At 33.6% G+C, this 25,125-nt stretch carries 29 protein-coding genes and 2 pseudogenes; all 31 read left to right on the forward strand.

The window, feature by feature from the left end:
* The first annotated feature begins 4 nt into the window (after positions 1-4).
* The 31 genes and pseudogenes from V7D18_RS05380 (at position 5) to V7D18_RS05530 (ending at position 25,092) form a co-directional block, all read left to right on the forward strand.
* Positions 5-1,285: an MFS transporter gene (locus tag V7D18_RS05380; RefSeq protein ID WP_426152187.1), complete on the forward strand. Its 1,281-nt coding sequence runs from the start codon at positions 5-7 to the stop codon at positions 1,283-1,285.
* Positions 1,286-1,541: 256 nt separating this feature from the next.
* Positions 1,542-2,546 (forward strand): annotated as a pseudogene (locus tag V7D18_RS05385) (permease).
* A 140-nt stretch (positions 2,547-2,686) separates the two neighbouring features.
* The gene (locus V7D18_RS05390; protein WP_426152189.1) at positions 2,687-3,337 is read left to right on the forward strand and encodes a peroxiredoxin; all 651 of its coding nucleotides are present in this window, start codon (positions 2,687-2,689) and stop codon (positions 3,335-3,337) included.
* Positions 3,338-3,579: 242 nt separating this feature from the next.
* On the forward strand, positions 3,580-4,776 hold the full coding sequence (locus V7D18_RS05395) for an MFS transporter (RefSeq protein ID WP_426152191.1): 1,197 nt from the start codon (positions 3,580-3,582) through the stop codon (positions 4,774-4,776).
* A complete protein-coding gene (locus V7D18_RS05400) occupies positions 4,769-5,695 on the forward strand; it encodes a cation diffusion facilitator family transporter (RefSeq protein WP_426152193.1) in 927 nt (308 codons plus the stop codon). Before V7D18_RS05395 ends, V7D18_RS05400 begins: the two co-directional genes overlap by 8 nt.
* A 143-nt stretch (positions 5,696-5,838) precedes the next feature.
* Positions 5,839-6,324, forward strand: a complete 486-nt coding sequence (locus tag V7D18_RS05405; RefSeq protein WP_426152195.1) for a hypothetical protein — start codon at positions 5,839-5,841, stop codon at positions 6,322-6,324.
* On the forward strand, positions 6,321-6,860 hold the full coding sequence (locus tag V7D18_RS05410; protein ID WP_426152197.1) for a permease: 540 nt from the start codon (positions 6,321-6,323) through the stop codon (positions 6,858-6,860). Before V7D18_RS05405 ends, V7D18_RS05410 begins: the two co-directional genes overlap by 4 nt.
* A gap of 123 nt (positions 6,861-6,983) precedes the next feature.
* Positions 6,984-7,268 carry an ArsR/SmtB family transcription factor gene (locus tag V7D18_RS05415; RefSeq protein ID WP_426152199.1) on the forward strand — a complete coding sequence of 95 codons (285 nt, stop codon included), beginning with the start codon at positions 6,984-6,986 and terminating at the stop codon, positions 7,266-7,268.
* A gap of 54 nt (positions 7,269-7,322) precedes the next feature.
* Positions 7,323-8,708 carry a dihydrolipoyl dehydrogenase gene (lpdA, locus tag V7D18_RS05420; RefSeq protein ID WP_426152201.1) on the forward strand — a complete coding sequence of 462 codons (1,386 nt, stop codon included), beginning with the start codon at positions 7,323-7,325 and terminating at the stop codon, positions 8,706-8,708.
* 125 nt (positions 8,709-8,833) lie between these two features.
* Complete coding sequence (locus V7D18_RS05425; protein ID WP_426152203.1) at positions 8,834-9,217, forward strand: hypothetical protein; 384 nt, start codon at positions 8,834-8,836, stop codon at positions 9,215-9,217.
* Positions 9,217-9,510: a 4Fe-4S dicluster domain-containing protein gene (locus tag V7D18_RS05430; protein WP_426152205.1), complete on the forward strand. Its 294-nt coding sequence runs from the start codon at positions 9,217-9,219 to the stop codon at positions 9,508-9,510. The genes V7D18_RS05425 and V7D18_RS05430 overlap by 1 nt, the downstream gene beginning before the upstream one ends.
* Positions 9,503-10,360 (forward strand): putative zinc-binding protein, encoded by an 858-nt coding sequence (locus tag V7D18_RS05435; RefSeq protein ID WP_426152207.1) that lies wholly within the window; start codon positions 9,503-9,505, stop codon positions 10,358-10,360. The genes V7D18_RS05430 and V7D18_RS05435 overlap by 8 nt, the downstream gene beginning before the upstream one ends.
* Entirely contained in the window at positions 10,353-10,763 is a 411-nt protein-coding gene (locus tag V7D18_RS05440; protein ID WP_426152209.1) for a putative zinc-binding protein, read from the forward strand. The genes V7D18_RS05435 and V7D18_RS05440 overlap by 8 nt, the downstream gene beginning before the upstream one ends.
* Positions 10,756-11,160: a putative zinc-binding protein gene (locus V7D18_RS05445; protein WP_426152210.1), complete on the forward strand. Its 405-nt coding sequence runs from the start codon at positions 10,756-10,758 to the stop codon at positions 11,158-11,160. Before V7D18_RS05440 ends, V7D18_RS05445 begins: the two co-directional genes overlap by 8 nt.
* 106 nt (positions 11,161-11,266) lie before the next feature.
* The gene (locus V7D18_RS05450; RefSeq protein WP_426152212.1) at positions 11,267-12,262 is read left to right on the forward strand and encodes a lipoate--protein ligase; all 996 of its coding nucleotides are present in this window, start codon (positions 11,267-11,269) and stop codon (positions 12,260-12,262) included.
* 27 nt (positions 12,263-12,289) lie between these two features.
* Positions 12,290-12,556, forward strand: a complete 267-nt coding sequence (locus V7D18_RS05455; RefSeq protein ID WP_426152214.1) for a 4Fe-4S dicluster domain-containing protein — start codon at positions 12,290-12,292, stop codon at positions 12,554-12,556.
* Between the two features lie 98 nt (positions 12,557-12,654).
* Entirely contained in the window at positions 12,655-13,002 is a 348-nt protein-coding gene (locus V7D18_RS05460; protein ID WP_426152216.1) for an ArsR/SmtB family transcription factor, read from the forward strand.
* A 355-nt stretch (positions 13,003-13,357) separates the two neighbouring features.
* The gene (locus V7D18_RS05465; RefSeq protein WP_426152218.1) at positions 13,358-14,014 is read left to right on the forward strand and encodes a hypothetical protein; all 657 of its coding nucleotides are present in this window, start codon (positions 13,358-13,360) and stop codon (positions 14,012-14,014) included.
* A 156-nt stretch (positions 14,015-14,170) separates the two neighbouring features.
* On the forward strand, positions 14,171-14,755 hold the full coding sequence (locus V7D18_RS05470; RefSeq protein WP_426152220.1) for a thioredoxin family protein: 585 nt from the start codon (positions 14,171-14,173) through the stop codon (positions 14,753-14,755).
* A gap of 2 nt (positions 14,756-14,757) precedes the next feature.
* Positions 14,758-15,447, forward strand: a complete 690-nt coding sequence (locus V7D18_RS05475) for a cytochrome c biogenesis CcdA family protein (protein WP_426152222.1) — start codon at positions 14,758-14,760, stop codon at positions 15,445-15,447.
* A 19-nt stretch (positions 15,448-15,466) separates the two neighbouring features.
* Positions 15,467-15,829: a thioredoxin family protein gene (locus V7D18_RS05480; protein WP_426152224.1), complete on the forward strand. Its 363-nt coding sequence runs from the start codon at positions 15,467-15,469 to the stop codon at positions 15,827-15,829.
* A 74-nt stretch (positions 15,830-15,903) separates the two neighbouring features.
* The gene (locus V7D18_RS05485; protein ID WP_426152226.1) at positions 15,904-16,092 is read left to right on the forward strand and encodes a hypothetical protein; all 189 of its coding nucleotides are present in this window, start codon (positions 15,904-15,906) and stop codon (positions 16,090-16,092) included.
* Positions 16,093-16,241: 149 nt separating this feature from the next.
* On the forward strand, positions 16,242-17,054 hold the full coding sequence (lgt, locus tag V7D18_RS05490; RefSeq protein WP_426152228.1) for a prolipoprotein diacylglyceryl transferase: 813 nt from the start codon (positions 16,242-16,244) through the stop codon (positions 17,052-17,054).
* A gap of 104 nt (positions 17,055-17,158) precedes the next feature.
* Positions 17,159-18,313 carry an acyltransferase family protein gene (locus V7D18_RS05495; RefSeq protein WP_426152230.1) on the forward strand — a complete coding sequence of 385 codons (1,155 nt, stop codon included), beginning with the start codon at positions 17,159-17,161 and terminating at the stop codon, positions 18,311-18,313.
* A gap of 87 nt (positions 18,314-18,400) precedes the next feature.
* Positions 18,401-19,468 carry an acyltransferase family protein gene (locus tag V7D18_RS05500; protein ID WP_426152232.1) on the forward strand — a complete coding sequence of 356 codons (1,068 nt, stop codon included), beginning with the start codon at positions 18,401-18,403 and terminating at the stop codon, positions 19,466-19,468.
* A gap of 199 nt (positions 19,469-19,667) precedes the next feature.
* Positions 19,668-19,958, forward strand: a complete 291-nt coding sequence (locus tag V7D18_RS05505; RefSeq protein WP_426152234.1) for an ArsR/SmtB family transcription factor — start codon at positions 19,668-19,670, stop codon at positions 19,956-19,958.
* A gap of 42 nt (positions 19,959-20,000) precedes the next feature.
* Positions 20,001-21,041, forward strand: a complete 1,041-nt coding sequence (locus V7D18_RS05510) for a tungsten cofactor oxidoreductase radical SAM maturase (RefSeq protein WP_426152236.1) — start codon at positions 20,001-20,003, stop codon at positions 21,039-21,041.
* A 337-nt stretch (positions 21,042-21,378) separates the two neighbouring features.
* Complete coding sequence (gene sigZ / locus V7D18_RS05515) at positions 21,379-21,945, forward strand: RNA polymerase sigma factor SigZ (RefSeq protein WP_426152238.1); 567 nt, start codon at positions 21,379-21,381, stop codon at positions 21,943-21,945.
* A 278-nt stretch (positions 21,946-22,223) separates the two neighbouring features.
* Positions 22,224-22,822: pseudogene (arsM, locus tag V7D18_RS05520) on the forward strand (arsenite methyltransferase).
* Between the two features lie 312 nt (positions 22,823-23,134).
* A complete protein-coding gene (locus tag V7D18_RS05525; protein WP_426152240.1) occupies positions 23,135-23,458 on the forward strand; it encodes an ArsR/SmtB family transcription factor in 324 nt (107 codons plus the stop codon).
* Positions 23,449-25,092 carry an FAD-dependent oxidoreductase gene (locus V7D18_RS05530; protein ID WP_426152242.1) on the forward strand — a complete coding sequence of 548 codons (1,644 nt, stop codon included), beginning with the start codon at positions 23,449-23,451 and terminating at the stop codon, positions 25,090-25,092. Before V7D18_RS05525 ends, V7D18_RS05530 begins: the two co-directional genes overlap by 10 nt.
* The last annotated feature ends 33 nt before the right edge of the window (positions 25,093-25,125 follow it).

The following is a 25,125-nucleotide window of genomic DNA, read 5'->3' on the forward strand; positions in this document are numbered from 1 at the left end:
AAAATTGAGATTATCACCAAAGAGTTTATCAGGAAACAAAAAATTTAATTATGGATTAGTGATAGTGTTCGCAGCAGCTTTGTCTTACTTTTTTTCTGCACCTGGACAGACATTTTTTATCTCAGGATTTATTGATATTTATGTAAATGATATGGGATGGGATCGTGCAACGGTATCTAGCCTCTATTCGTTTGCAACATTACTAAGCGGATTATTAATATTTAGTGTGGGAAATATAGCGGATAAAATTGGTGTAAAGAAAACTATGATTGCAGTTGGAATACTATTAGGAGGAATTTGTTTCTGGAATAGCTTTAATGTGAGTCTGGTAACACTTTTTATAGGTTTTGCATTTAGTCGATTTTTAGGACAGGGATCTATGACCTTATTACCATCACTTGTTTTGCCAAAATGGTTCGTAAAGAAAAGAGCTATGTCTTTTTCAATCATGTCTATTGGAGCAGTAATAGCTTCCACTTTTATACCGATTATAAATGCCAGTCTTTTTAAAATAATATCTTGGAGAGATGTATGGAGAATATGGGGTATTTTAGTATGGATTATTTTTATACCAGTTACCTTCTTTTATCTTTTTAACAGACCACAGGATATAGGTCGACTTCCAGACAATGAATCAAGTAGTGATGATTTGCATGAAGGGATTAAGTTTTCAAAGGAAGAAGAGTATTTTACACCCAAGGAAGCTATGAAAACATTTGCGTTTTGGGGCATGCTGTATTGTCAGATAATACTTCCACTAATAACAACAGGATTAACATTTCATCTTGTTTCTATTATGCAAACAAAAAACATGACGGCTAGTAATGCTGCTATGGTGTTAAGTCTTTTTTCTATGGTCAGCTTTCCTATTACGCTGATTGCTGGAAGATTTATGGACGGTGTCAAACAGCATCATGTAGCTGCTGTAATTTCGTTGATTGAGTTAAGTGCCTTAATAGCACTGTTTTTTTCTAATTCAATTACAATGGTCATATTATTTGCAATTTTGCATGGAACAGCAAATGCACTGCAATCCGTAAATAATGGTGTGGTATGGTCCAATTATTTTGGAACGTTATATCTTGGTAGCATACGAGGTATGTCTATGGTAGGGAATGTTATTAGCTCATCAATTGGACCATTACCATTTGGTATTCTTTTTGCAAGATTTGGGAATTATAATGCTGCATTGATCTTGGTGATGGTGTTACCGATTCTTGGATTTGTTACTGCAATATTTTCAAAAAAGCCTGTCGCACCTAAGCGAGAGACGGTTAGTTATTAGAAAAATGCTATATAAGAAAATAAATTCCTTTTACCCAAACATAGGGTGAGAGGAATTTATTTATATAACATTAGAGAACGAATAAAAATTAAGATGTGTATAATAGAAAAATAAGTAGGTGCTAAAGAAGTATAGGTTAGATTAATATTTAGCAAGAGAAAAAAATAAAAAACATATTGACAATTATCGATATAAAGAATATGATAACATCAGATTGATGTATATCGATATATAAAAAATAAGGAAGGTGCTAAATATGAAAACGATTTGGGATTTTTTTCAGAACCAGATACTTGGTATGAAATGGTTAAATGCATTAATAGGAGATGGATTGTCTGCGTTAGGGCTGGATATATCTACAAGACTAGGGGGAAGCATTCAGTTTTTTTTATATGACACAATAAAAATATTAATATTATTATCCGTATTAATATTTGTTATCTCATATATTCAAAGCTATTTTCCACCTGAAAGAACTAAGAAAATACTTGGCAAATTTCATGGAATCAAAGCAAATATTCTAAGTGCATTGCTAGGAACAGTAACGCCGTTTTGCAGTTGTTCTTCCATCCCTTTATTTATAGGTTTTACAAATGCAGGATTACCAGTTGGGGTGACATTTTCTTTTTTAATTTCTTCTCCGTTGGTAGATTTGGGTGCACTTATTCTTCTAATGAGTATATTTGGCGCTAAGATTGCAATCGCGTATGTAATTGTAGGTCTGATATTAGCAGTAGTTGGAGGTACAATCATAGATAAGTTAGGGATGGAAGACTATGTTGTGAAATTTGTTAATTCAGCATCAACTGTTGATATAGAAACTCCGGATCTATCAAAAAAAGAAAGAATAGTTTATGCCAAAGAACAAGTTTAGGCTACTGTTAAAAAAGTAATTCTTTATATCTTAGTAGGTGTTGGAATAGGAGCTGCAATTCACAACTGGATACCAGAGACGATAATTCAGAGTGTATTAGGTCAGAACAATCCATTTTCAGTTCTAATTGCAACGGTCATTGGCGTTCCAATGTATGCAGATATTTTCGGTACGATTCCAATTGCGGAAGCATTATACGCAAAAGGTGTTGGGGTAGGTACAATTCTTTCTTTTATGATGGGAGTTACTGCGCTAAGTTTACCTTCCATGATTATGTTAAAGAGGGTTGTAAAAAACAAATTATTAGTAATTTTTATCGGAATTGTTACCGTTGGAATAATTGCAATAGGATATTTCTTTAATGCGTTTAGCTTTTTAATTGCGTAACGTGAAAACAATGTGATAATAAATGCTAAACTCAGAATTAACACTATCAGCTGAATATAGTTGGTAGTGTTAACTTATAACAATTAACAGTTTTTATTAGTAAACATAGTATATTAGTAAATAATTTTTTTGGAGTAACTATGAACCATCAATATTCATATTCCACCATGGATAATATGAAAGAAAATAGATGCCAAATAAAATGTTTGACTGAAGCATCAAAAAGCACGTGTATAAAAGTTGGAGATTTGGCTCCTGATTTTAGCTTAGAAGGTGTATTTAAAGATGAAAAAATTATTATAAATCTAAGTGAGTTAAATGGGAAATGGATCGTAATTTTCTTTTATTCTTCTGACTTTGGTATAATATGTTCAACAGAACTTTCTGCAATTACTAGAAAAATAAATGAATTTAGTAGATTGAATACGATTATAGTAGGAATTAGTACGGATAGTATTTATACCCATAAAATCTTTAACCAGGTTACACCGACTGGTAGGGCTATAAATTTTCCTCTTTTATCAGATAGATCGCATAAAGTATCTAAGGAATATGATGTCCTAAATGAAAAAGAAGGATTTACTTATAGAGCTACATTAATAATTGATACAGAAGGTGTCATACAAGCAATATTAACGAATCCTACGAATGTTGGAAGAAACATAGATGAGATTATAAGAATTCTAGAAGCGCTGCAATATAACAAGCAAACTGGCTTGGCTATTCCTGCAAACTGGCAATACAAAGAGCCAGGTATTGAAAGAGACTGGAATAGGATAGGAAGGTATTAATCTTTTAAGATAAACATTGCCACTAGTAATAATAAGAAGAAAAGGAATATCAAACGAGTAAGTTTGATATTTTCTTACCTTATCATATTGACATATATCGATTTGATGTTATAATTTAAATATCGATGAATATAGATATGTAAAGAGGGTGAATAAAGGATTTTACAATATTAATCATAAAAAGTATAGCTTATATAGCACTAGTGTATGAAATTAGAATTGAAAGAAACGAGGAAAATAACATGGATAACAAAAGTAAAAACAAACTAATTATGATTTTGGGTTTAATGGCGTTCCTAGCCAATGGCGATAATTATGCCGCAGCACCTTTAATCATTAATATTTCAAAAGACCTAAATATATCGGTAAGTACAGCTGCTATTTCAGTTACTGCATATATGCTTGCCTTCGGATTATTTACATTAATTTTTGGACCTATGTCAGATCGGTTTGGCAAAGTAAAAATAATTAATATAGCAGCAATGGGAACTTCTATTTTTAGTATATTAGGTGCATTTGCATTTAATTTACCATCACTGATATTTTTTAGAGCTATGAATGGCGCATTTGGTGCGGGAATTTTCCCAGTTACTATGGCTTTAGTCGGACAAAGCTTTGATGATAAGAATCGTCATAAAGCTCTTGGAAAAGTTATGGGACTTATGTTTTTAGGTGCTGCGACAGCTTCTGCAATTGGAGGGGCTTTATCATATTTTGGATCATGGAGATTAGTCTACGCTATCTATGGTGTTGGAGAATTGATTCTTTCAGTTATTATGCTTAAGATTTTGGAGCGTGATAAACCGGTAGTCGAAAAGCTGAATTTCGTAAAAGCATATAAAGAACCGCTGACAAACTTTAAATTTATGAGACTTGCACTAACTATCTTCTTTTTAGGATTTAGTGTTTTTGGAAGTTTTACTTATTCGGGAACCTTACTACAGGATATTACCGGATATAATATATTAATTGTTGGCTTAATTCTTTCCCTATTCGGAGTGGGTACGGTCATCGGTGGAAGATTGGCACCTAAGTTGAAGGCAAAGCTTAAAAATGGATTTTTAGTTTTAGCAGGTATAATAGGAGCGATATCATTGTTTGCTCTTTCCACAGTTACAAATGTTTGGTTTTTAGGCTTGGCTCTTTTGGGATTTGGATTGGCATTTATCTTCCTTCAATCAACGCTGATTTCAACGGCGCAGGAACAACTACCTAAAATGAGAGGAACTGCAATGTCACTTACTTCATTTTGTATGTTTGTAGGTGGTGCAGTGGGTACCAGCTTAAATGGAAGTATTATGAAGACTTATGGAACTGCAAGAATTTTTTTGAATACATCTTTTATCATTCTTATTGTTGGAATCGTTGCAGCATTCTTTATTGCGGGTTTTGAAATGAGAAAAAACAAAGCAATAATTGAGGTGAGTAATAATGAGTGATCATGATCATAAGCACAATCATCAGGATTCTGGATATTCACATGATGCTTCAACCTTATCGGGAAAAAAGATTTTTTGGGTAACACTATTAAATGCAACAATTACGATAACGGAGATAATTGGAGGAATACTTTCTGGAAGTCTGGCTTTATTATCGGATGCAATTCATAATTTAAGTGATACAGTTGCAATTGCATTATCTTATTTTGCAAATAAAATATCGAGTAAACCGAAAGATGCTAAAAAAACTTATGGCTATAAACGAGCGGAAGTACTGTCGGCATTTGTCAATTCAACGGTATTACTGGCTATTTCAATCTGGCTGATATTTGAAGCAATAAAAAGGTTTCAGTCACCAGAAACAATAAATGGAACATTGATGATAATAGTTGCTTTTATTGGTCTGATAGCAAATTTTATTTCTGTTTTTCTATTAGAAAAGGATTCGCATGAAAACTTGAATATTAAATCGAGTTATCTTCATCTGCTTAGTGATACTGTATCGTCCATAGGAGTTTTAGCAGGAGGTGTAGCCATTAAGCTATGGGGAATAACCTGGATTGATCCACTAGTTACCGTATTAATATCTCTGTATATTTTGAAAGAAACCTGGAATGTAATAAAGACGACAACTGATATTTTGATGCAGTCATCTGCAACACTGGATTATGAAGCAATTAAAAATGATATTGAGGATATTGAACGTGTAATAAATATACATCATGTTCATTCTTGGATGAGTAATGAAAAGACAATTTATTTTGAAGCACATATAGATATAGAGGATATGAAGCTATCAGAAGCTGAAAAAATTTATGACAAAATTGAACATCTTTTAATAGAGCATTATGGTATTAGCCATATAACACTGCAAGCCGAAGTTAATAAATGTAGTGACAAAAATATTTTTAACATATAATGGTGTTTCACAAAAGAGATGTTATAGAATTTAAGTATAAAATGATACCAGGGTCAAAAGGTCATGTGTTTCATACTTGCATGAAAAAACATAACCGATTGACCCCATAATCATAAAATATGCTTATACATGGAGGATTGAATATGGATACTTATATCTTTTATGGTATTACCATATTATTTTTAATAATTTCTTTTATTAAAGATAAAAAGAAAACAAAAATGTCACTTAAAAAAGCATGGAAAGCATTTGAGAATATTTTGCCAGAATTTCTGGTTGTTATATTGTTGGTTGGAGTAATGCTGGCTGTACTTAATACGGAGACAATTTCAAAAATAATTGGAGCTGATTCAGGATGGATGGGAGTTGCTATTGCGGCTGTTGTGGGAGCAATTACATTAATACCTGGTTTTGTTGCATTTCCGATGGCGGCACTTTTATTGCAAGGTGGAGCAGGGTATATGCAGATAGGCGCGTTCGTTTCGTCACTAATGATGGTAGGAATTGTTACAATGCCTGTTGAAATTAAATATTTTGGTAAGAAAATAACTATTTTAAGAAATATTAGTGCTTTTATTTTTTCATTTATTGTGGCTTATATTATTGGATTGGTGGTGACTGGGATATGAAAAAAATTCTAAAAAGATATCGTGCTTTTTGGGGAGTATTAGTCCTAATTGGAATTTTAACAATGATTAATCATAAATTAGGATTCAAAGCATTAACGATATCAGCAAATTCCTTTAAAGAAATGTTGCTTGTAATACCGCCGGTATTTGTATTACTTGGTCTGCTTGATGTATGGGTTCCGCGTGAAACCATGGTAAAGTATATGGGAGAAGGTTCGGGACTAAAGGGTGTGATATTATCAATCATACTGGGTTCAGCAGCAGCCGGACCATTGTATGGAGCATTTCCGGTAGCAGCTGTATTTATGAAAAAAGGTGTAAAATTCATGAATATCCTTATATTTATTGGGGCATGGTCAACTACAAAAATACCAATGTTTCTATTTGAAATAGCATCGTTGGGAACCAAGTTTGCAGTTACAAGGTTACTTATAGATATACCAGGAATTATTTTGATAGCATTTATCATATCAAAGTTTGTATCAAAAAAAGAAGTAGAAGAGCTTTATGCAAAGGCTGAGAATCTCAGTAAATAAATTAAGTTAGCCTAAATAAGGAACAAGAAAGTTGGCTTAGATTTTAATCAAATATTGACAAGCGTCGATATGAAGCGTAATATATAACATATCGAATAATATAGATAAGAGGTGATAAAAGTAGTGAAAATTGAACATGAAGAGAACGCGAGGGTTTTTAAAGCACTTTGTGACCCAAATCGACAGATGATTATAGAAATGCTTCAAGATGGAGAAAAGTGTGCATGTAAAATATTAGAGGAACTAAATATTGTACAGTCCACATTATCTCATCACATGAAAATACTTTGTGATTCGGGACTTGTGGATAGCAGTCGGGTTGGTAAAGAGACGCATTATTCCTTAAATAAACAAGGGTTTTGTAATGCAAAAAAAATATTAGATGAACTTTTTTCAAAAGTAAAATAATGTGAAAAGATAACAATATATTTCATATAAAAACGATTGGAGGTGTGTGGCGGTATGGATAGAGTAAATACCAACATAGCTGTTTTAGGTGGAGGACCAGCAGGATATGTTGCTGCAATAAGGGCAGCACAGCTTGGAGCAGAAGTTGTTTTGATTGAAGAAAAGGAATTAGGTGGGGGATGTTTAAATATCGGATGTATACCTACGAAAGCACTTCTGAAAACGTCAGACACAGCGATAACAATAAAGAAGTCAAAGGAATTTGGCATAGAAAGCAGTATAGGGAATATTGACTGGAATGCTGCACTTGGACGAAAAAATAGAGTTGTTAAAAATCTGAACACAGGAGTTGAACAGCTGCTACGTGCAAATGGTGTAACTATTATAAAGGGCAGAGGCAGTGTTATATCAGAACGAAAATTAGTGGTTCAAACAGAGGAGGAAGCGATTGAGGTAAGCTGTGAAAAACTTATTTTAACGACGGGAGCTGTTCCGATGATGCCCCCGATTGATGGAATTAATCTGGTGGGTGTAATTACAAGTAATGAAGCATTGTCTTTAGATTGCCTGCCTGAAAGTGTAGTAATCATTGGCGGAGGAGTGATTGGACTTGAGTTTGCGTCCATGTGGTCGGCAATCGGAGTTAAAATCACTGTTATTGAACAAAAGGACCGCATACTTCCGGGTGAAGACAAAGAAGTTGCCGATGAACTAATGAAATTAATGAAACGTCAGGGAATCTCCTTTAAATTATCTGCATTAGTAACAGAAATACAAAAAGCAGAAGATGGTCTGGCGGTTACATATAATCAGGGAGAAAAAGTTTCTACTCAATCTTGTGAAACAGTTCTGGTTGCAGTAGGCAGAAAATTAAATTCGGATATATTTCAGAATTTAAACTTAAATATTATGAACGGTGCTGTTATTGTAGATGAGAGCATGGAAACAAACAAAAAAGGAGTATATGCCGCTGGAGATCTTGTGGGCGGTAAGCTGCTTGCGCATCTTGCATTTATGGAGGGCAAGGTTGCAGCAGAAAATGCCTTAGGAATTAGTAGTAAAGTAAACTATCAAGCAGTTCCTGCCTGTGTTTATACAAATCCTGAAATAGCTTCAGTAGGAATGACGCATGAGGAAGCAATTGAGGCAGGTATAGCTGCAAAAGTAGGCAGATTTAACTTCAGAAATAATGGAAGAGCATTAACCTTGGGTGAACGTGAAGGTTTTGTGAAAGTGATTGCAGATCAAGAAAATACGATTATTGGTGGGCAGATATTAGGTATAAATGCTTCGGAAATAATTTCCGAAATTACACTTGCAATTACACTTAAGGCAAAAGCAGATGATTTGGCTGATATGATTCACCCACACCCATCCCTTTCAGAAGCGGTTTGGGAAGCTTGTGGAGATTTATTGGGTAGAGCTATACATAAAATATAAATTAATGAGGAGTAATCCTTTGGAGAAAAAATATTGATGTAGAAACAGCACTTACCTTTGTTGATTTAGAAATTGTTACAATAAGCTTATTTATAAAAATAATAACAAATTAGGAGGAATTCAAAATGGAAGAAAAAGAACGTTATGGATTTATTATGTGCGTATGCACAGGGAAATGTCCCGGTTTTCAGGCAATGGACATCTGGGATTTTATTAATCAGGTAAGAGTTGAACTTCCGGTAGAATATGGTTTTATTCACCCACAACTATGTGAAGAGGACGGTGATCGTTTTCTTGCCGATTACTTAAAGGCGCACAGAAAAGTTATTATAGGAGCGTGTGCCCCTAACATGCAGAAAAAAATGTTTAAACAGGCATTTAAAGAAGCAGGGCTGGATGTAGAAAAGGATTCAATTATGTTAGACATTCGAGATATGACCAATGAAAAAGCGTTTGAAGTAGTTAAAAATGCATTGAAAGAATTAGGTTATGAAGGAGATGAAGAATAATGAGTGAAACATCATTTATGGGTGTACCAAGAGAACAGATTGACTGGAGTCCGCGTATAGATTTTAGTAAATGTAATTATTGTATGGAGTGTGTAGAATTTTGCCCTCATAACGTGTATGAAGTGCATGAAGACGAAGAACAAAAATTTGTGGTTAAAAATCCAAATAATTGCGTGGTTTTTTGCCGTGCCTGTGGGAAGACATGTGGAGAAGATGCGATCAGCTTTCCAAATAAGAATGAAACTACAGCACATATAAAATCTATGAGAAAGGAAGCGAATGAAAATGAGTAAATCCTATGCAGTTCTTCCATGTAACGGATTGGATAAATGTGCAGGATGCGTTGCAAAGGAAGTAGCAGTGATTCTTTCAGAAAACACAGATAGCGAAATCATCTGCCCAGTTTTTTACCGTGTGGCAGATGCCAAGTATAATAAAATTGCGCAGGAAAAACCGTTACTTGTTATTGATGGATGTGCGACACGTTGTGCGAGCAAACTTGCTACAGAAAAAAATCTGAAAATTGTCGAAAAAATCAATATAACAGAAGAAGCAAAAACGAATGAAATAGAGTTGGGAAAAAGCTTAAGAGTCGATGATAATGAATTAAAACTTGCAAAGATAATTGTTGACAAATTAACATCGGAAAAGGAAGCTTCTGAAATTGAAGAAAATTCAGTACAATTTCCTGAAGTTCTTACATATGAAGTTTATACAAAGGACAAATTTGTTTTTCGTATTCCGAAGGAAGAAGGCTTTTATTTCAATGAAAATGATGTATGGGTCTATGTTGTAGGTGATAGAGCACGAATCGGCGTTGCCGATTATGTACAAAAAAGCTTATCGGATATTATGTTTTTTACACCTCCTGCAATCGGAAGTGAGATAGAGCAGTTTGAAGAGGCTGGGTCGATTGAATCCGGTAAGGCTGTTTTTGAAATTGTTTCGCCTGTTAGTGGAACGATTACAGCCATTAATGAAAAATTATTGGATGAACCGGAACTGCTTAATCAAAATCCTTATGAGCAAGGCTGGATTTTAGAAATGAAGCTAGCTGATTTTGAAAGTGATAAAGATTTGCTTCATGAGTTTAAAGGATACTTCTCAGTATTAAAACGAAAGGTGGATGAATTTCATGTCTAAAGTAAAGGTAATTGCATGTAGTGGAATTGGAAAAGTATTTGGTTTAATGACAAGAGAAGCAACGTTACAAGTAACGAACAATCTTCTCCCCGAAAATGCAGAAACAGTCTGTCTTGCACATGTTGTAACAGGTGAGTCAGATGCAACTGAAAAAGTGAAGGGTTGTACATGCATTACAGTGGATGGATGCCCGGCGCTGTGCTCCGCAAAAAGTGTGGAACAGGCAGGAGGAATTATAAAAGCAAAATTTCGTTCAGTAGATGAAATGCGTAACCACAGAGGTGTCGACGCAGGTTCGGCTACCGCATTGACAGATGACGGGTGGAAAATTGTTGATGAATTTGCAGAGAAAATTGCTGCGAAAGTTACGGAATTGGTAGAGGAGGAACAGAATAATGGCTGATATTCAAGTAGGAGTACTTTCATGTAGCGGCGAAGAGTTTCTGGGAGGTACCATTGCTAGGCTTGCGACCAGAAAAGTTATGGAAGAGCTAAGAACCGGAAAAGTAGTAACTCTGTGTCTTCCATTATATATTGCAGGTGGTGACGAGGAACGAGAATTCGCTAAAAATTATCCTGTTATAGCTGTAGACGGTTGTGGTAAATGCTGTGCAAGGAAAGCTACCGTAAAATTCAGCGGAGCAGTGAGGGATACAATTGTTCTTTCTGAGCTGTTTGGTGAAGATGTTATGCTTTCCGATATCGTTTCAGCAAGGGACTTAAAAGAAGAACATTATCAAATGGTTGACAAAGTTGCAGAAGAAATATGTAAGAAAGTTGATACCATTTTAGCAGAATAACGGAACCAAAAGATATAACATGAGTATATAAATTATTTAAGCAAGAGCGAAAATATAAAATTACCTCTTGCTTAAATAATACCCCGAATCAAATAAGAAATGAGGTATGAAGTTGATCAATATTATTAATAAATCGAATGATCCATATTTCAATCTGGCATTGGAAGAATATTTTATGAAATATAAGGATATAAACGAGGATGTTCTTATTCTTTGGCAGAATGAGCCTACGGTTGTGATTGGGAAAAACCAAAATGCTTATGAAGAAATTAATCGTGATTTTGTGGAAGAAAATAAAATAAATGTTGTAAGGCGTATGTCTGGAGGTGGTGCTGTATACCACGATTTTGGAAATCTTAATTATACTATAATAAAAAATGATGGAAAGTTGTATGCGAATGATTTTTCCTTTTTTGCACTGCCTGTTGTTGCCTGCCTGAAAAAGTTTGATGTAGATGCAGAATTTAATGGAAGAAATGACATTACGATAGATGGTAAAAAATTTTCCGGTAATGCCCAGTATTTTTATAAAAGTAAAGTATTACATCATGGCACACTTATGTTTTCAAGCGATTTAACTGTTTTATCACAAGCATTAAACGTAAAAAAAGAAAAGATTGAGTCGAAAGGGATTAAATCCGTAAAAAGCAGAGTGACCAATATTAGTGAGTATATTAATAAAGATATTACTTTGGTTGATTTTCAGGATTCCTTAATAATCAGTATGTTTCATGAAGATAGAGAGAGTATACAAAACTACGAATTAACAAATGAAGATATTTCAGCAATAACAGAGATTAGAAACAACAAATATAATACCTGGGACTGGAATTTTGGAAAATCACCACAGATGAGTTATCAAAAAGAATTACGATTTCCTGCTGGAAGCGTATCACTTACAATGCATATGAAAGGCGGAATGATTGACAGCTGCAATTTATATGGAGATTTCTTCGAAGAAAATCCAGTGGAGGAATTAACGAAAAAGATTGAAGGAAAGCGATATGATAAGTCAGAGATAGAAGCATTATTAAGCGATGTGAATATACAGGAATATATCTATATGCTAAGTAATGAGGAATTCAAACAATTATGGTTTTAGCGTCCCAAAAACAAGGAGGAAAATTAGATGTCAAGAAAATGGTATCCGGTTATAGATTATGTGAATTGCGCAGAGTGTGGATCCTGCATAGAGAAATGTTCACACGGAGTGTACGATGCCTCAAAGGCACCAACGCCTATTGTAGTAAATGGAAATGGATGTGTTGAGGGCTGCCATGGATGTGGAAGTTTATGCCCCAATGGTGCAATTACTTATATTGGTGATGATACAGGGTGGACACCTCCCAATGGTACGAATGATAACACTTCCTGCGGTTGTGGAGGAAATTGTTAATTATTCATAACTATTTAGTATTATTTTTACTAATATATATATGGATATGCGAATATACATATATATATTAGTTTAGTACGTAAAGAGAGGAAAGAGAAATGACAGATCTGATAGAATTATTTAAGATGCTTTCGGATGAAACAAGATTACGGATATTGCTATTACTTTCTAAAAAAGCACTTTGTGTATGTGAAATATGCGACATATTAAATGAGCCACAACCGAAAGTATCGAGACACTTAACTAAGTTAAGAGATATGGGTTTTGTTAAAGATGAGCGGCAAGGACAATGGATTTTCTATTCTTTAAATATACAAGATGAACTATTTGATAAGATATTTCAATGTATATCAGGTAATACGAACTTATATCCAGTTATAAAAGGGGATATGGAAAAGCTTCAAGTTAAGATGAGAGAAAACAAAATGTGTAACAGAACAAACTAAATAGAGAGAGGTATATGTGAATATGAAAAATTATGAGCCTTGGATGCTATACAAGGTGGAAAGTAGGTAAGTCGTTTATATAAGTTAGAGTATAGATTAATGGCTTACTTATTATATTGATAAAATAAAATAGATAAGAATATGAAAATTGTGTGAACGACAGTTAAACAAATTGACATTTATAGATATAATTGGTAAAATATCGATAAATGTAGATACGTTTAATTATAAGCTATTCCAATTAAAAAAGTATAATTAGCATAAGAAATCTAATTTTAGAAGGAAGGAGGCATATTTCACGCGAATTATTTATTATGTAGTGAGTTCAAAATAATGTAAATGGGGTTCTAAAATAATGAGTAGATGCAGATCTAAGAAAATAGTATTTTTAGTAATCGGATTAGTTATAGTATTAATAACAGGTTGCCAAAGTAATACGAATGAAAAAATGTTAGAAAGTAGTGAAACTAATTCAAGCATACTAACAGAAGATGGAAGCAATTCTACTGAAACAGAAGGATTGGAAGAAGCAAAAGATAGTGGAACAGATTCTAATGCATTGACGCAAGATTCAAGTAATACAGCTGAAATGGAAATATGGGATGAGAATGAAAATGCGGAATCTGCAGCTGTTGAAATATCTGCTAACCAAGAGGGCGTATTAGAAATTGAAGAAGATAAATTTGTTTCACAAGTAGAAGAAGTATACAATTATCCAGATAAATATCTTGGTGAAACAGTGAAATACCAGGGATACATATTTTTGGAAGAATATGAAGGTAAAGACTATTACTATGTTGTAAGAAACACATATGCATGTTCATGTGGTGAGGAAGAAAGCATTGTTGGTTTTGAGATAGCATGGGAAGGAGACATTCCGGAAGAGGGGACATGGGTAGAAGTAACAGGTGTTTTAGATTCATACATGGAAGAAGAAAATCAGTATATTTTAGTTAGAGCTTCAGATTTAGATATTAAAGATGAAATTGGTAAGACGTTTGTAACTGAATAGGGTAAGAAGATTTTGTTTTACTCTAAAACTGATATCTGACAGTTGATGAAAGAAATTTAAAATAATTTACAGGAAACATTCAATTCTATTTGTGGTGATACGATAGCGATTCCAAATAATGAAGAGAGAAAATTTTAATACAGGAGGAAATTATTTTTGGAAAATGAAATGATGAAAAAAAATAAAAATTTGTGGGTAAAAATACTTATTGTAATTTTAGCGTTAGTAGTTGTGGCAGGTATATATGTATATAAAAAGGCAGAGGAAGATAAACTAAATAATCAAAATACAGCTCAAACAGATTCTGAAAATGCAGGTGAAGAGAGTACAGATGGAGAAAACTCATTATTAGAAATATCTTCCGTTGATTTAGATGAAATCAAGTCTTATGGACTTCCTTTTGTTATCGACTTTGGCTCGGATTCTTGTATACCTTGTAAAGAAATGGCACCGGTTTTAGAAACATTACATGAAGATTTTCAAGGAAAAGCGATAGTACATTTCGTAGATGTGTGGAAAAACACAACTGCCGCAAATGATTTCCCTGTATCGGTTATTCCAACCCAAGTATTTTTTAATGCAGATGGAACACCATATGTACCAAGTGATGAACTTACACAAGAAATTGAATTTACAATGTATAGTTCAAAGGATACAAATGAACATGTGTTTACTGTTCATCAAGGAGGTATTACCGAAGAGCAAATGCGAAAGATATTTGCCGAAATGGGGGTTGAGTAGAGATGAATGAAATACTTGAATCTTTATCGGTGATGATAAAAGATAGTATGTGGCTGGCACCACTATTAGCATTAGTGGCAGGAACATTAACTTCTGTAACACCTTGTTCCTTATCAACAATACCCCTTGTCATCGGAGTGGTTGGTGGAACGGGTCAAAAGGATGCAAAGAAGGCTTTTAAACTGTCACTGACCTTTGCCTTGGGGACTGCTGTAACGTTTACTACATTAGGAACATTGGCATCTCTTGCAGGTAACTTAATCGGGACATCTGCAAAGTGGTGGTATATTGCACTGGGTATTCTAATGCTAATGATGGCGTTACAAACATGGGAAGTATTTAATTTTATACCTTCCACCTATTTAATTTCAAAAAGCAAAAAGACCGGTTATATAGGAGCATTCATTGCAGGTGTGTTAGGGGGCATATTCTCTTCACCATGTTCGACACCAGTTTTAATTGCATTATTAGCGATTGTTGCTGGTAAAGGAAGTGTTATATGGGGAATTTTACTTTTACTATTATATTCGATAGGTCACGCTATATTAGCAGTAGTTGCAGGTACAAGCGTTGGATTTGTACAGAAACTTTCACATAGTGAGAAGTACGGAAGATTCAGCAAGGTCTTAAAAATAGTAATGGGTTGTGCTATATTAATTATAGCATTTTATATGTTTTATCTGGGATTCTAGAAGGAAAGGAGTACTTAGTATGGCAATATTTGGTTTTGGAAAGAAAAAAGACGAAATAAATAAAGAAATAAGCAGTTGTAGTTGTGGCGGTGCTTGTGATGCTGAATCTAGCGAACAAGAAGTGAAAGATATAGAAGGTGAAGCATCAGTAAAAGTACTTGGTTCAGGGTGCACCAAATGCAATGAACTGGAAGTAAATGTGAAAAAAGCATTGGAACAATTAGGAATGGATACGACTATTGATCATATTACTGATTTTTCTCAAATTGCAGCATATGGCGTAATGTCTACTCCAGCATTAGTAGTTGATGGCAAAGTAGTATCTTATGGTAAAGTTCTTAAAGTAGAAGAAGCAGTTAAAATATTAGAAAAGGTAAGATAGATAATATAGATTCAGGAAGAGATGAAAATAAAAAAGGTTTTCATCTTTTTCCTATTATAATGAAATGAGGGCAGATGATGCAAGAAAAAGAGAAACAACAAGAAGCAAAAAAGAGAATAAATAAAAGCGATATTTTATTAGATATTTTTATTATAGTTATGATACTACTATTATTGTATAAAGTGTTTTTTGGGGGGTGCAGTTGTTCAGTGCCGCAGAATACTGGAAGTCAAAATAATATAACTGAAATTACTACAGAATAAATAATAGATAAAAGGAAAAGTTATAACAAGTAACCCTGTGTGGTAGGATAGTTTGCACAGTAACCCTTTGGATTAGAGGAATATAATGAAAATACTAATGAAGTTAGAAAGAAAAAAAGAACGATAACTTAATGAATGGGATAAGAAAAATGAATAGATATTTATTTGAAAATTTATTTGGAATTCAAGGATTTAATATAGCTTGGTATGGTGTGATTATAGCATTCGGTATGTTACTTGGAGTGGCATTAGCTGCTTATCGAGCAAAGAAAAATGGTTATACAACAGATTTGATATTTGACTATATTCTCATTGCACTTTCAATAGCAATTATTTCTGCACGAATTTATTATGTTGTTTTTGAATGGGAGTCTTATGCGGATAATATTATAAAAATATTTGCAACAAGAGAAGGCGGATTAGCTATTTATGGAGGTGTAATCGGCGGTCTGCTGTCAGCTGTTATTTTTTGCAGAATACATAAATTCCCCATACTAAAGATGATAGATTTGTCGATTCCAAGTCTTATACTAGGTCAGGCAATTGGTCGATGGGGAAATTTTATGAATCAAGAAGCTTACGGAGAAATAATTACGAATCCAAAGCTTCAGTTCTTTCCTTATGGGGTATATATAGATGCTGTATCAGAATGGCATCAGGCGACTTTCTTTTATGAAAGCATATGGAATTTGTTTATATTTGTAATCCTTATGGTAATAGCACATAAGAAAGTTAAGGATGGAAGTTTGCTTGCTATATATTTTATTGGGTATGGAACAGGAAGATTTTTTATAGAAGGACTAAGAACTGATAGCCTTTATTTATTTAATATGATAAGAGTATCACAGCTGCTATCGTTTTTATTAGTAATAGGTGGATTGATTTTGATGCTATTAGTTAAAAATGGGAAATTGAAGATGGTTGACTATACAGGCAAATATTTATTGAAAAATAAAATATAAAAGATAGACTCACAAAATCATTGATATAAAATTTAAAATTAATTTATAGTATGATTTGTTTAATAAATAGGTCTTGATATTTAGGAAAATAACAAGGAGGATCCATGAAAAAATTAGCTTATATTGATGGATTAAAAGGGCTAGGGGCACTCATGGTTTATTTGTCTCACTTTGTCTTCGCATTTTACTATGCAGCGTATAGTCTGCAACCGGAGCATGCAAATACAGAGGGAGGAATAGAAATTATACTAGGAAAGACCCCTCTCAATATTTTATATAATGGCAATTTTGCTGTGCGTTTATTTATGGTTGTTAGTGGCTTTGTACTTTGTCTTGGCTATTTCAAGACACGTGATAAGATGAAACTTAAGGTAGGTGCGGTTAAAAGGTACTTCCGTTTGGCACCGCTAATTTTGATTAGTAATATGCTCATTGTAATCCTAATGTATTTTGGATGCTATCGTAACAGTGAGACAGCAGTGTTTACCAAATCATTGGATTGGTTTTATGGATTTAATCATTTCACGCCAAGGTTATCAGAGGCACTTTACGAGAGCTTGATTGGTTGCTTTGTTAACGGAAGTAATGATTATAATGGAGTATTGTGGACAATTCCTTATTTGTTCTGGGGGGCGTTAATTGTTTATTTGGCAGCCTATCTGTTAGGTGAAAATTCATTGCGCTATATTGCCTATGGAGTAATGCTTCTTGTGTTGCTAAGGACAGATTTTGCTGGAATTATTTTTGGGTTTATAATGTGCGATTTATGGTATACTCTGGAAAAATGGCTAGAACGCTATTCAAGATATCCCGTTATTCCAATACTGATATTTATATTAGGTTGTTATTTGGCATCTTACCCATCAATTGGCATTTCCATGGAGGGAACTATTTATGCTATGCTAGGAACTCCAAAGGTAATTACTTATCATTTATTAGGAGCTGTTCTTATAGTTGCCGGAATTCTGGGTTGCAATAGTTTACAGAAGCTGTTTGGATGTAGGCCATTGCAATACTTGGGAAAAGTTTCTTATTCTCTATATTTGTGGCATTTCCCTGTTATTGCTACTTTCTCCAGTTGGTTTTTCGGAATGTTTAAGGGAATACTAGGGTACCAGATAACAGTGTTCATAGATTTTATTTTAACTACATTATTGGTGCTTATTATTTCCAGGCTAAGTGAAAAATATTTGGAAACGCTAGGAAAATATATGGAGAATCGAATCGTGAAATTAATGATCCCTAAAAGGATAGGTTGAAAAATAAAATTTTTCGTCCTAACTCTGTGATTTCACCCTTGCAAGCAAGTGAAATCATGCGAGTTAAAATGAAAAGGAGCAAATTATATGGAGAAAAAGCGGATTGCATGGATGGATATTACAAAGGCGATAGGGATGATGATTGTGTTAGTTAATCATGCAGAGCTTGATTTTGGAGTTATTAATTATTTTGGTGGAATGTTTTATATGCCAATCTTTTTCATGTTATCTGGGATGACTTTTACATATCATAAAGATGAAAAACTCTGGAGTTATGCAGGTAAAAAAGCAAAACGTTTATTATTGCCATATTTATTCTATAATTTATTTTTATTTTTGTTTTTCTTTTTTAAGAATAATGTACTAACTGGTCGAATAACAGTAGATTCCTTCTTCCCAATCATTGGAATTATTTACTCCAGAAATTCTATGTTTTCTGGAGAAAGGACTAACAATATTTATTTTATGCAGAATCTAAATGCACCGACTTGGTTTTTGACATGTATGTTTCTTACTTTGATATTTTTCTGGTGGCTGATACACTGGTCTAAAGATGATCAGAAGAAAATTGGTATTATTAATGGAGGCTTTTTGATACTGGCAATTTCGCTACACTATCTTAGCCCGGTTTTGATTCCCTGGAGTTTAGATAGTGCGTTATATGCAGTATCTTTTGTGTTGTTTGGAAGATTTGCTCAGAGAAAAAATCTTGTGGGATGGCTTTATCAAAGACCACATTTTATCATTGCGGTAATAAGTGCATTTGTTGGGCTTTCTTACCTGAATGGTTCAGTTAATATGTCTGTTGGAAACTATGGCAAATCCATGATTCTCTATTTAGTGGTAGGAGCATTAGGTTCTGTTCTATGTATGGAATTGGCGTATTTTATAGAGAAAAAAAGCAAGATTCTGACATTAATTGGAACAGTTGTGGGAAAGAAGACAATTCAAATTCTGTGTCTTCACTTATTTGTTTTTATGTTGGTAAAAGTGGGAGCTGAACAGATTAGTTATTTAAAAAATGCAGAAATCTTAATAAAACTGCTAATGGTTATTTTTAGCCTTTTAATTTTAAGTTGTGTTGAATTTGGTACTATTGCCTTTAAATTTTGTGTTAGATACAACACGAGCCGTAGCTATAGGGATAAGTATTGAAGTTGTACAAAAAATTTCAGTTATCATAATCGGCTAGTTCTTTTATACATTCAATTTTTTATTGTGTAATAGAAAAGATTAATTGTATTAGATGATGGTGAAATCAATAAATACTGAGTATCTTATGGAACTTAAATTGACAAAAAATGATATATTGTATAATATATGCATATCTATTTTTGAATGTGAGGAGGAACAAATGAAAATGAAGTACGAAAAAGAATCAGCCATTTTTAAGGCGCTAGGCGATCCCAATCGGCTGTTAATACTAGAAACCTTACAAAGTGGGGATAAGTGTGCTTGCAAATTATTAGAGGATTTGGAAATTAGTCAGTCTACATTATCTCATCATATGAAGATTTTATACGAGGCAGGCTTTGTGGAATCAACCAGACAGGGGAAATGGATGCATTATACCATTAACAGTGATGGCTTTGAAAATGCAAAGAAAATACTAGAAGGATTAGAAATCTGTATTCTAACGCATTAAAACAGTCAATAAAGTACGTCTTTAAGAATGGAAGGTGATCACATGGGTTTACAAAAGATATATATAGAACTTACTGATAATTGTAATTTAAATTGTAAAATGTGTTACAGGAGATCATGGGGAAATGTATTTGGTGACATGAAAAATGAAGTATTACACAAATTGGTAAATGAGATTAAAGAGCAGGATGAAATGAGAGAGATTGTTATAGGAGGAATAGGGGAACCTACATATGCCAAGAATTTTAAAAAAGCTTTGGAATTGCTGAAAGATTATAGTATCACTGTAACTACAAATGGCACTTTAATTGATGAAGAGCTAGCAGAGTATTTGATTCAATATGTTGATAATATAACTGTATCAATTGATGGAACTCCGGATACATTTCAGGAGATAAGAGGAATTGACTTAAGTTTGGTTGAAAATAATATTAAAATGCTAAATATGCTAAAAGGCAGGCATAATTCGAAAAAACCTGTTGTAGATGTACAGTTCGTATTGTCAGATGAAAATAAGAACGATATTTTTAAGGTAATTGATATAGCCAAAGAATTAAAAGCAAACAGATTCATTGTATCCAATATGATTCCTCAACTAGAAGTAAATAAAGACTCTATCTTGTATACGAGATACGAAAATTTAGAAATAAAGAACTTATTTCAAAAGATAGTACTTTATTGTATGAAAAAAGGTATCATGGTTTCACTTCCTAATTTTGAATTGAAAACAATAAGAGAGTGCAGATTTGTCGAAAATTCGTCCGCCTTTATTTGTTCTTCGGGAGAAGTATCTCCGTGCTATCGATTTTCTCATGATTATACGGAATATGTATTTGGCAGGAAAAAACAAATTAAAAAATTTGTATTTGGAAGTTTGGAACTAGAATCTTTGAAAGATATTTGGAATCATGAAAATTATGATAAATTCAGAGAGCGCATTACTAACAACAAATATCCTTCTTGTTTAGACTGCAATTTCGTTGATGGTTGTGATTATGCAACTGGCACCGAAGATGATTGCTTTGGGTTATCTCCGTCTTGCGGCGATTGTCTGTGGAGCAGAATGTTTACCCAGTGTCCATAGTTAAATTTTTATTTTGATTATGAGGGGGTGATGAAAATTACGTCCTCTCAACAAATTTGTCTCCGGTTATTGATTATATGTTCCATAAGGAATGTGGAAGTTGTATAAATCAATGATATCATGGGGGATGACTAGTGGAAAACTCTGTACTTATTATAATTCAAAAGAGAAGCATGTGTTGAACACTGCTATGTCTGTAGAAATCTATGTCCACAGGTGCGATTTCTTATGCAAGAGAAGATAAAGAAAAGTCTTGTTATATGACTGTATTCATATAATAAAGAATGAAAATAATAGAAAGTATGAAATCTAAAGTTATTAGGAGCGTGATATTTCATTGGCAAGTAACTTCAATATTATATGGGATGAATTCAGTGTACCATTACGAATATTCATAAAAAGGCGTATTAATAATGAGCAAGATGTTGAAGATGTTTTACAAAACGTATTTATGAAGATTTATAATAACATTAACAAGTTGGAAAAATTGAATAATATACATGCATGGGTATACACGGTTACTAAAAATACCATAATTGATTACTATAGAATGCAAAAACATGATTCATATCTTAATGAGTTATCAGAAGATATTGCAATATGTGAAAACTTAGATGAAAAGACCACTATTAATGAAATCTCACACTGCTTAATAATGATGATCCAGTACCTACCTGAAAAATACAAACAGGCATTAACATTAACTGAAATCGAAAATGTAACTCAAAAGCAATTGGCAGATAAAGCTGGTTTATCAGTTTCAGGTGCAAAATCACGAGTTCAACGGGCGCGGGAATTACTTAAAGAAGAATTTTTATCTTGTTGCAACCTAGAAATAGATGGTAGAGGAAATATTATTGACTATGAAGTGAAAAATCTAGAATGTAATTATTGTAAAAGATAAAATGGGACGTATAAAAATGCGTCCTTTTTCATTTATTATCGTCTATATATATGATAGATTAAAAATTATTATGGAGGATAATTATGACACGTAAAAAGGAAGAAATGAGAGAATTAATTAGAAAAAATTATGCTGAAGTTGCCTTAAAGGGAGCACAAGGTGGTTGTTGCTGTAGTAGTGGTTGCTGTGGGACTGATACAATTGTAGATATTAGTGAATCATCAAAAAGAATAGGATATTCGGAAGATGATATAAACAAAGTACCGTTGGAAGCCAATATGGGATTGGGATGCGGGAATCCTATTGCAATAGCTACATTAAAAGATGGAGACAATGTACTTGATCTAGGAAGCGGTGGTGGATTTGATTGTTTCCTTGCTAGAGGGCAAGTGGGAGAGGCTGGATATGTAATAGGTGTTGATATGACACCTGAAATGATAAAATTAGCACGTGAAAATGCTGAGAAAAGTGGATATTCAAATGTTGAATTCAGATTAGGAGAAATAGAACATTTGCAGTGGCAGATGCATCTGTTGATGTAATTATTTCTAACTGTGTTATTAATTTGTCTCTCGATAAAGAGAAAGTATTCTGTGAGGCATATAGAGTGCTGAAAGCAGGAGGAAAATTATCCGTTTCTGATGTTGTTGCTACAGCAGAATTACCTGACCAAGTAAAAAATGACTTAAGTATGATGACAGGCTGTATTGCTGGAGCAGAATATATTGAAAACATTAGAATCATGATGCATAAAGCAGGTTTCAAAGATATTAGATTAACTCCGAAAGATAACAGTAAAGATATTATTAATTCATGGGTTCCAGATAGAAATATTGAGGACTTTGTTGCGTCTTACATCATAGAAGCGACTAAATAGTATTAAAGTGGAATACAATTTGTGTGCAAAATTGCGTTAACTGATAAAAATTAATAGAATACTCTCTTTGTAGTAGAACGTTAGTATAAATAACGTCTTCAATAAAGGGAGTATTTTTGCGTTGAAATGGTTAAATTAAAAATGTGGAAGAGGGTTTAATAAAACAACTAGAGTAATACATGAATATTTTATACAAAAATTACACAAAACATATTGACAAATATCTATATGGTGTTTATAATTTTACATATAGACAAATATCTATGTTAGGATAAAACAAATAATATATATGGGAACGGAGATTAATAGAGAATGGATTTAAATGTAGATTATGCACCTGTATTTAAAGCATTAGGTGATGTTACGAGACTTAAAATAATAGAAATGTTATCCTGTGGTGAACTTTGTGCCTGTGATATTTTAGAATCGTTTGAGATTACTCAGCCTACACTATCTTACCACTTGAAGATATTAATAGAATGCGGTCTTGTGAAAAGTCAGAAAGAAGGATCTTGGATTCGGTACAGCAATAATACTGAGTTAATAGCAGAAATGAAAAATTACTGGAATAGCATTACAACGGAACAGGAAAACTGTATCTGTAAAAATTCTAAGGAGGTTAGTAAATGCGATTAATTATTATTGGTGCGGTAGCCGCAGGTACATCAGCAGCTGCTAAAGCGAGAAGAAACGATGAGAATGCTGACATAATAATCTATGACAAAGACAGTTTTATCTCTTATTCAGGATGTGGAATGCCTTATTATATCGGTGGTGAGGTAGAGAATGCAGAAAAACTTACCCCTCGTGATCCTGCATTTTTTAAAAGTAAATATAATGTAGATATTTTCATACGACACGAAGTGCTGTCCATTGATCATAAAAATAAGTCACTGAAGATAAAAAATCTGTCTACTGGTGATATCCTTCAAGATCATTATGATAAGCTTATAATAGCAACTGGTGCGTCTGCTGTTATACCACCCGTCAAAGGGGCAGAGCATAAAAATGTGTTTAAATTACGAAATATTGGTGATATGAAACAAATCAAAGCTTACATCAATGAATACACACCCAAATCAGCAGTTATCATTGGAACTGGATTTATAGGCTTGGAAGTATGCGAAAACCTGAAAGAGCTTGGTATCGATGTTACACTCGTAGAGAGACTTCCTCAAGTAACTCCGGGTCTTGATGGAGATATAGCAGTATATCTAGAAGAACATTTAGAGAAAAACGGTGTGAAACTTTTTAAAGATATATCAGTAGTAGAAATAAAAGAAAATAAGATAATTTTGGAAGACGGAAGAGAAGTAGATGCTGATTTTGTACTTCTTTCAACAGGAGTAAGACCGAATACAGAACTTGCAGTAAAAGCTGGTATTGAACTTGGAGTAACAGGAGCCATTAAAGTCAATGAGAAGATGATGACAAATGTGAAAGACATCTACTCTTGCGGTGATTGCTCAGAGCAGTATCATGTAGTTACTGGAAAACCAGTATACCGCCCAATGGGATCTACTGCCAATAAAACCGGAAGAATCACTGGGGATGTAGTAACAGGCGGAAACCTATCTTTCAGAGGCATTCTTGGAACCGGAATTTTCAAGGTTTTTGGTATGACAGTAGCACTTACTGGATTATCAGAAAGAGAGGCTAAGAAGGAAGGATATCATGTTGTAGCCTACCATAATATTAAGCCAAATAAGCCAGAATATATGGGTGGTAAAGAAATGGTTATCAAAGGCATTGCTGATAAAGATACTGGAAAACTATTGGGTGCCCAAATTGTAGGTTTTGAAGGTGTAGATAAAAGAATTGATGTATTTGTTACAGCAATTAGTTATAAAGCGCAGGTGGAGGACCTGTTTCATCTTGATTTGGCTTATGCTCCGCCATTTTCTACTACAAAGGATCCTGTTATGTATACAGGCATGATTTTAGATAATGCGATTCATTCTGATAGAAAGCTTATATCCTCTGAAGAACTGAAAGAATTAATAAAATCCGAAAAGAACTATCAGTTAATAGATGCCAGAGCGGTCTCCCAATACGAACAAGATCATATAGAAACAGCGGTAAACGTACCCCATGCCAAATTAAGAGATTCCTTAGACAAATTTGATAAGGAGGCGATAACCGTAACCTATTGCAATAAAGGTGTAACTGGTAATGCGGCGCAGAATATTTTATTAAACCATGGATTTAAGGAAGTTTATAATTTATCTGGTGGGCATAAGAATTATATCAAAACTATGAAGACATTGTAACATATGATTTCTTAGTGCATAGAATATGCATAT

This window comes from Lacrimispora sp. 38-1 (assembly GCF_049890855.1).
GTDB lineage: Bacteria > Bacillota > Clostridia > Lachnospirales > Lachnospiraceae > Lacrimispora.

Excerpts from the sequence above, each read along its gene's own strand:
- V7D18_RS05390 (WP_426152189.1), top strand. The coding sequence starts at position 2,687 with ATGAACCATCAATATTCATATTCCACCATGGATAATATGAAAGAAAAT.
- V7D18_RS05395 (WP_426152191.1), top strand. The coding sequence starts at position 3,580 with ATGGATAACAAAAGTAAAAACAAACTAATTATGATTTTGGGTTTAATG.
- V7D18_RS05400 (WP_426152193.1), top strand. The coding sequence starts at position 4,769 with ATGAGTGATCATGATCATAAGCACAATCATCAGGATTCTGGATATTCA.
- V7D18_RS05405 (WP_426152195.1), top strand. The coding sequence starts at position 5,839 with ATGGATACTTATATCTTTTATGGTATTACCATATTATTTTTAATAATT.
- V7D18_RS05410 (WP_426152197.1), top strand. The coding sequence starts at position 6,321 with ATGAAAAAAATTCTAAAAAGATATCGTGCTTTTTGGGGAGTATTAGTC.
- lpdA (WP_426152201.1), top strand. The coding sequence starts at position 7,323 with ATGGATAGAGTAAATACCAACATAGCTGTTTTAGGTGGAGGACCAGCA.
- V7D18_RS05425 (WP_426152203.1), top strand. The coding sequence starts at position 8,834 with ATGGAAGAAAAAGAACGTTATGGATTTATTATGTGCGTATGCACAGGG.
- V7D18_RS05430 (WP_426152205.1), top strand. The coding sequence starts at position 9,217 with ATGAGTGAAACATCATTTATGGGTGTACCAAGAGAACAGATTGACTGG.
- V7D18_RS05435 (WP_426152207.1), top strand. The coding sequence starts at position 9,503 with ATGAGTAAATCCTATGCAGTTCTTCCATGTAACGGATTGGATAAATGT.
- V7D18_RS05440 (WP_426152209.1), top strand. The coding sequence starts at position 10,353 with ATGTCTAAAGTAAAGGTAATTGCATGTAGTGGAATTGGAAAAGTATTT.
- V7D18_RS05445 (WP_426152210.1), top strand. The coding sequence starts at position 10,756 with ATGGCTGATATTCAAGTAGGAGTACTTTCATGTAGCGGCGAAGAGTTT.
- V7D18_RS05450 (WP_426152212.1), top strand. The coding sequence starts at position 11,267 with ATGAAGTTGATCAATATTATTAATAAATCGAATGATCCATATTTCAAT.
- V7D18_RS05455 (WP_426152214.1), top strand. The coding sequence starts at position 12,290 with ATGTCAAGAAAATGGTATCCGGTTATAGATTATGTGAATTGCGCAGAG.
- V7D18_RS05460 (WP_426152216.1), top strand. The coding sequence starts at position 12,655 with ATGACAGATCTGATAGAATTATTTAAGATGCTTTCGGATGAAACAAGA.
- V7D18_RS05465 (WP_426152218.1), top strand. The coding sequence starts at position 13,358 with ATGAGTAGATGCAGATCTAAGAAAATAGTATTTTTAGTAATCGGATTA.
- V7D18_RS05475 (WP_426152222.1), top strand. The coding sequence starts at position 14,758 with ATGAATGAAATACTTGAATCTTTATCGGTGATGATAAAAGATAGTATG.
- V7D18_RS05480 (WP_426152224.1), top strand. The coding sequence starts at position 15,467 with ATGGCAATATTTGGTTTTGGAAAGAAAAAAGACGAAATAAATAAAGAA.
- V7D18_RS05485 (WP_426152226.1), top strand. The coding sequence starts at position 15,904 with ATGATGCAAGAAAAAGAGAAACAACAAGAAGCAAAAAAGAGAATAAAT.
- lgt (WP_426152228.1), top strand. The coding sequence starts at position 16,242 with ATGAATAGATATTTATTTGAAAATTTATTTGGAATTCAAGGATTTAAT.
- V7D18_RS05495 (WP_426152230.1), top strand. The coding sequence starts at position 17,159 with ATGAAAAAATTAGCTTATATTGATGGATTAAAAGGGCTAGGGGCACTC.
- V7D18_RS05500 (WP_426152232.1), top strand. The coding sequence starts at position 18,401 with ATGGAGAAAAAGCGGATTGCATGGATGGATATTACAAAGGCGATAGGG.
- V7D18_RS05505 (WP_426152234.1), top strand. The coding sequence starts at position 19,668 with ATGAAAATGAAGTACGAAAAAGAATCAGCCATTTTTAAGGCGCTAGGC.
- V7D18_RS05510 (WP_426152236.1), top strand. The coding sequence starts at position 20,001 with ATGGGTTTACAAAAGATATATATAGAACTTACTGATAATTGTAATTTA.
- V7D18_RS05525 (WP_426152240.1), top strand. The coding sequence starts at position 23,135 with ATGGATTTAAATGTAGATTATGCACCTGTATTTAAAGCATTAGGTGAT.
- V7D18_RS05530 (WP_426152242.1), top strand. The coding sequence starts at position 23,449 with ATGCGATTAATTATTATTGGTGCGGTAGCCGCAGGTACATCAGCAGCT.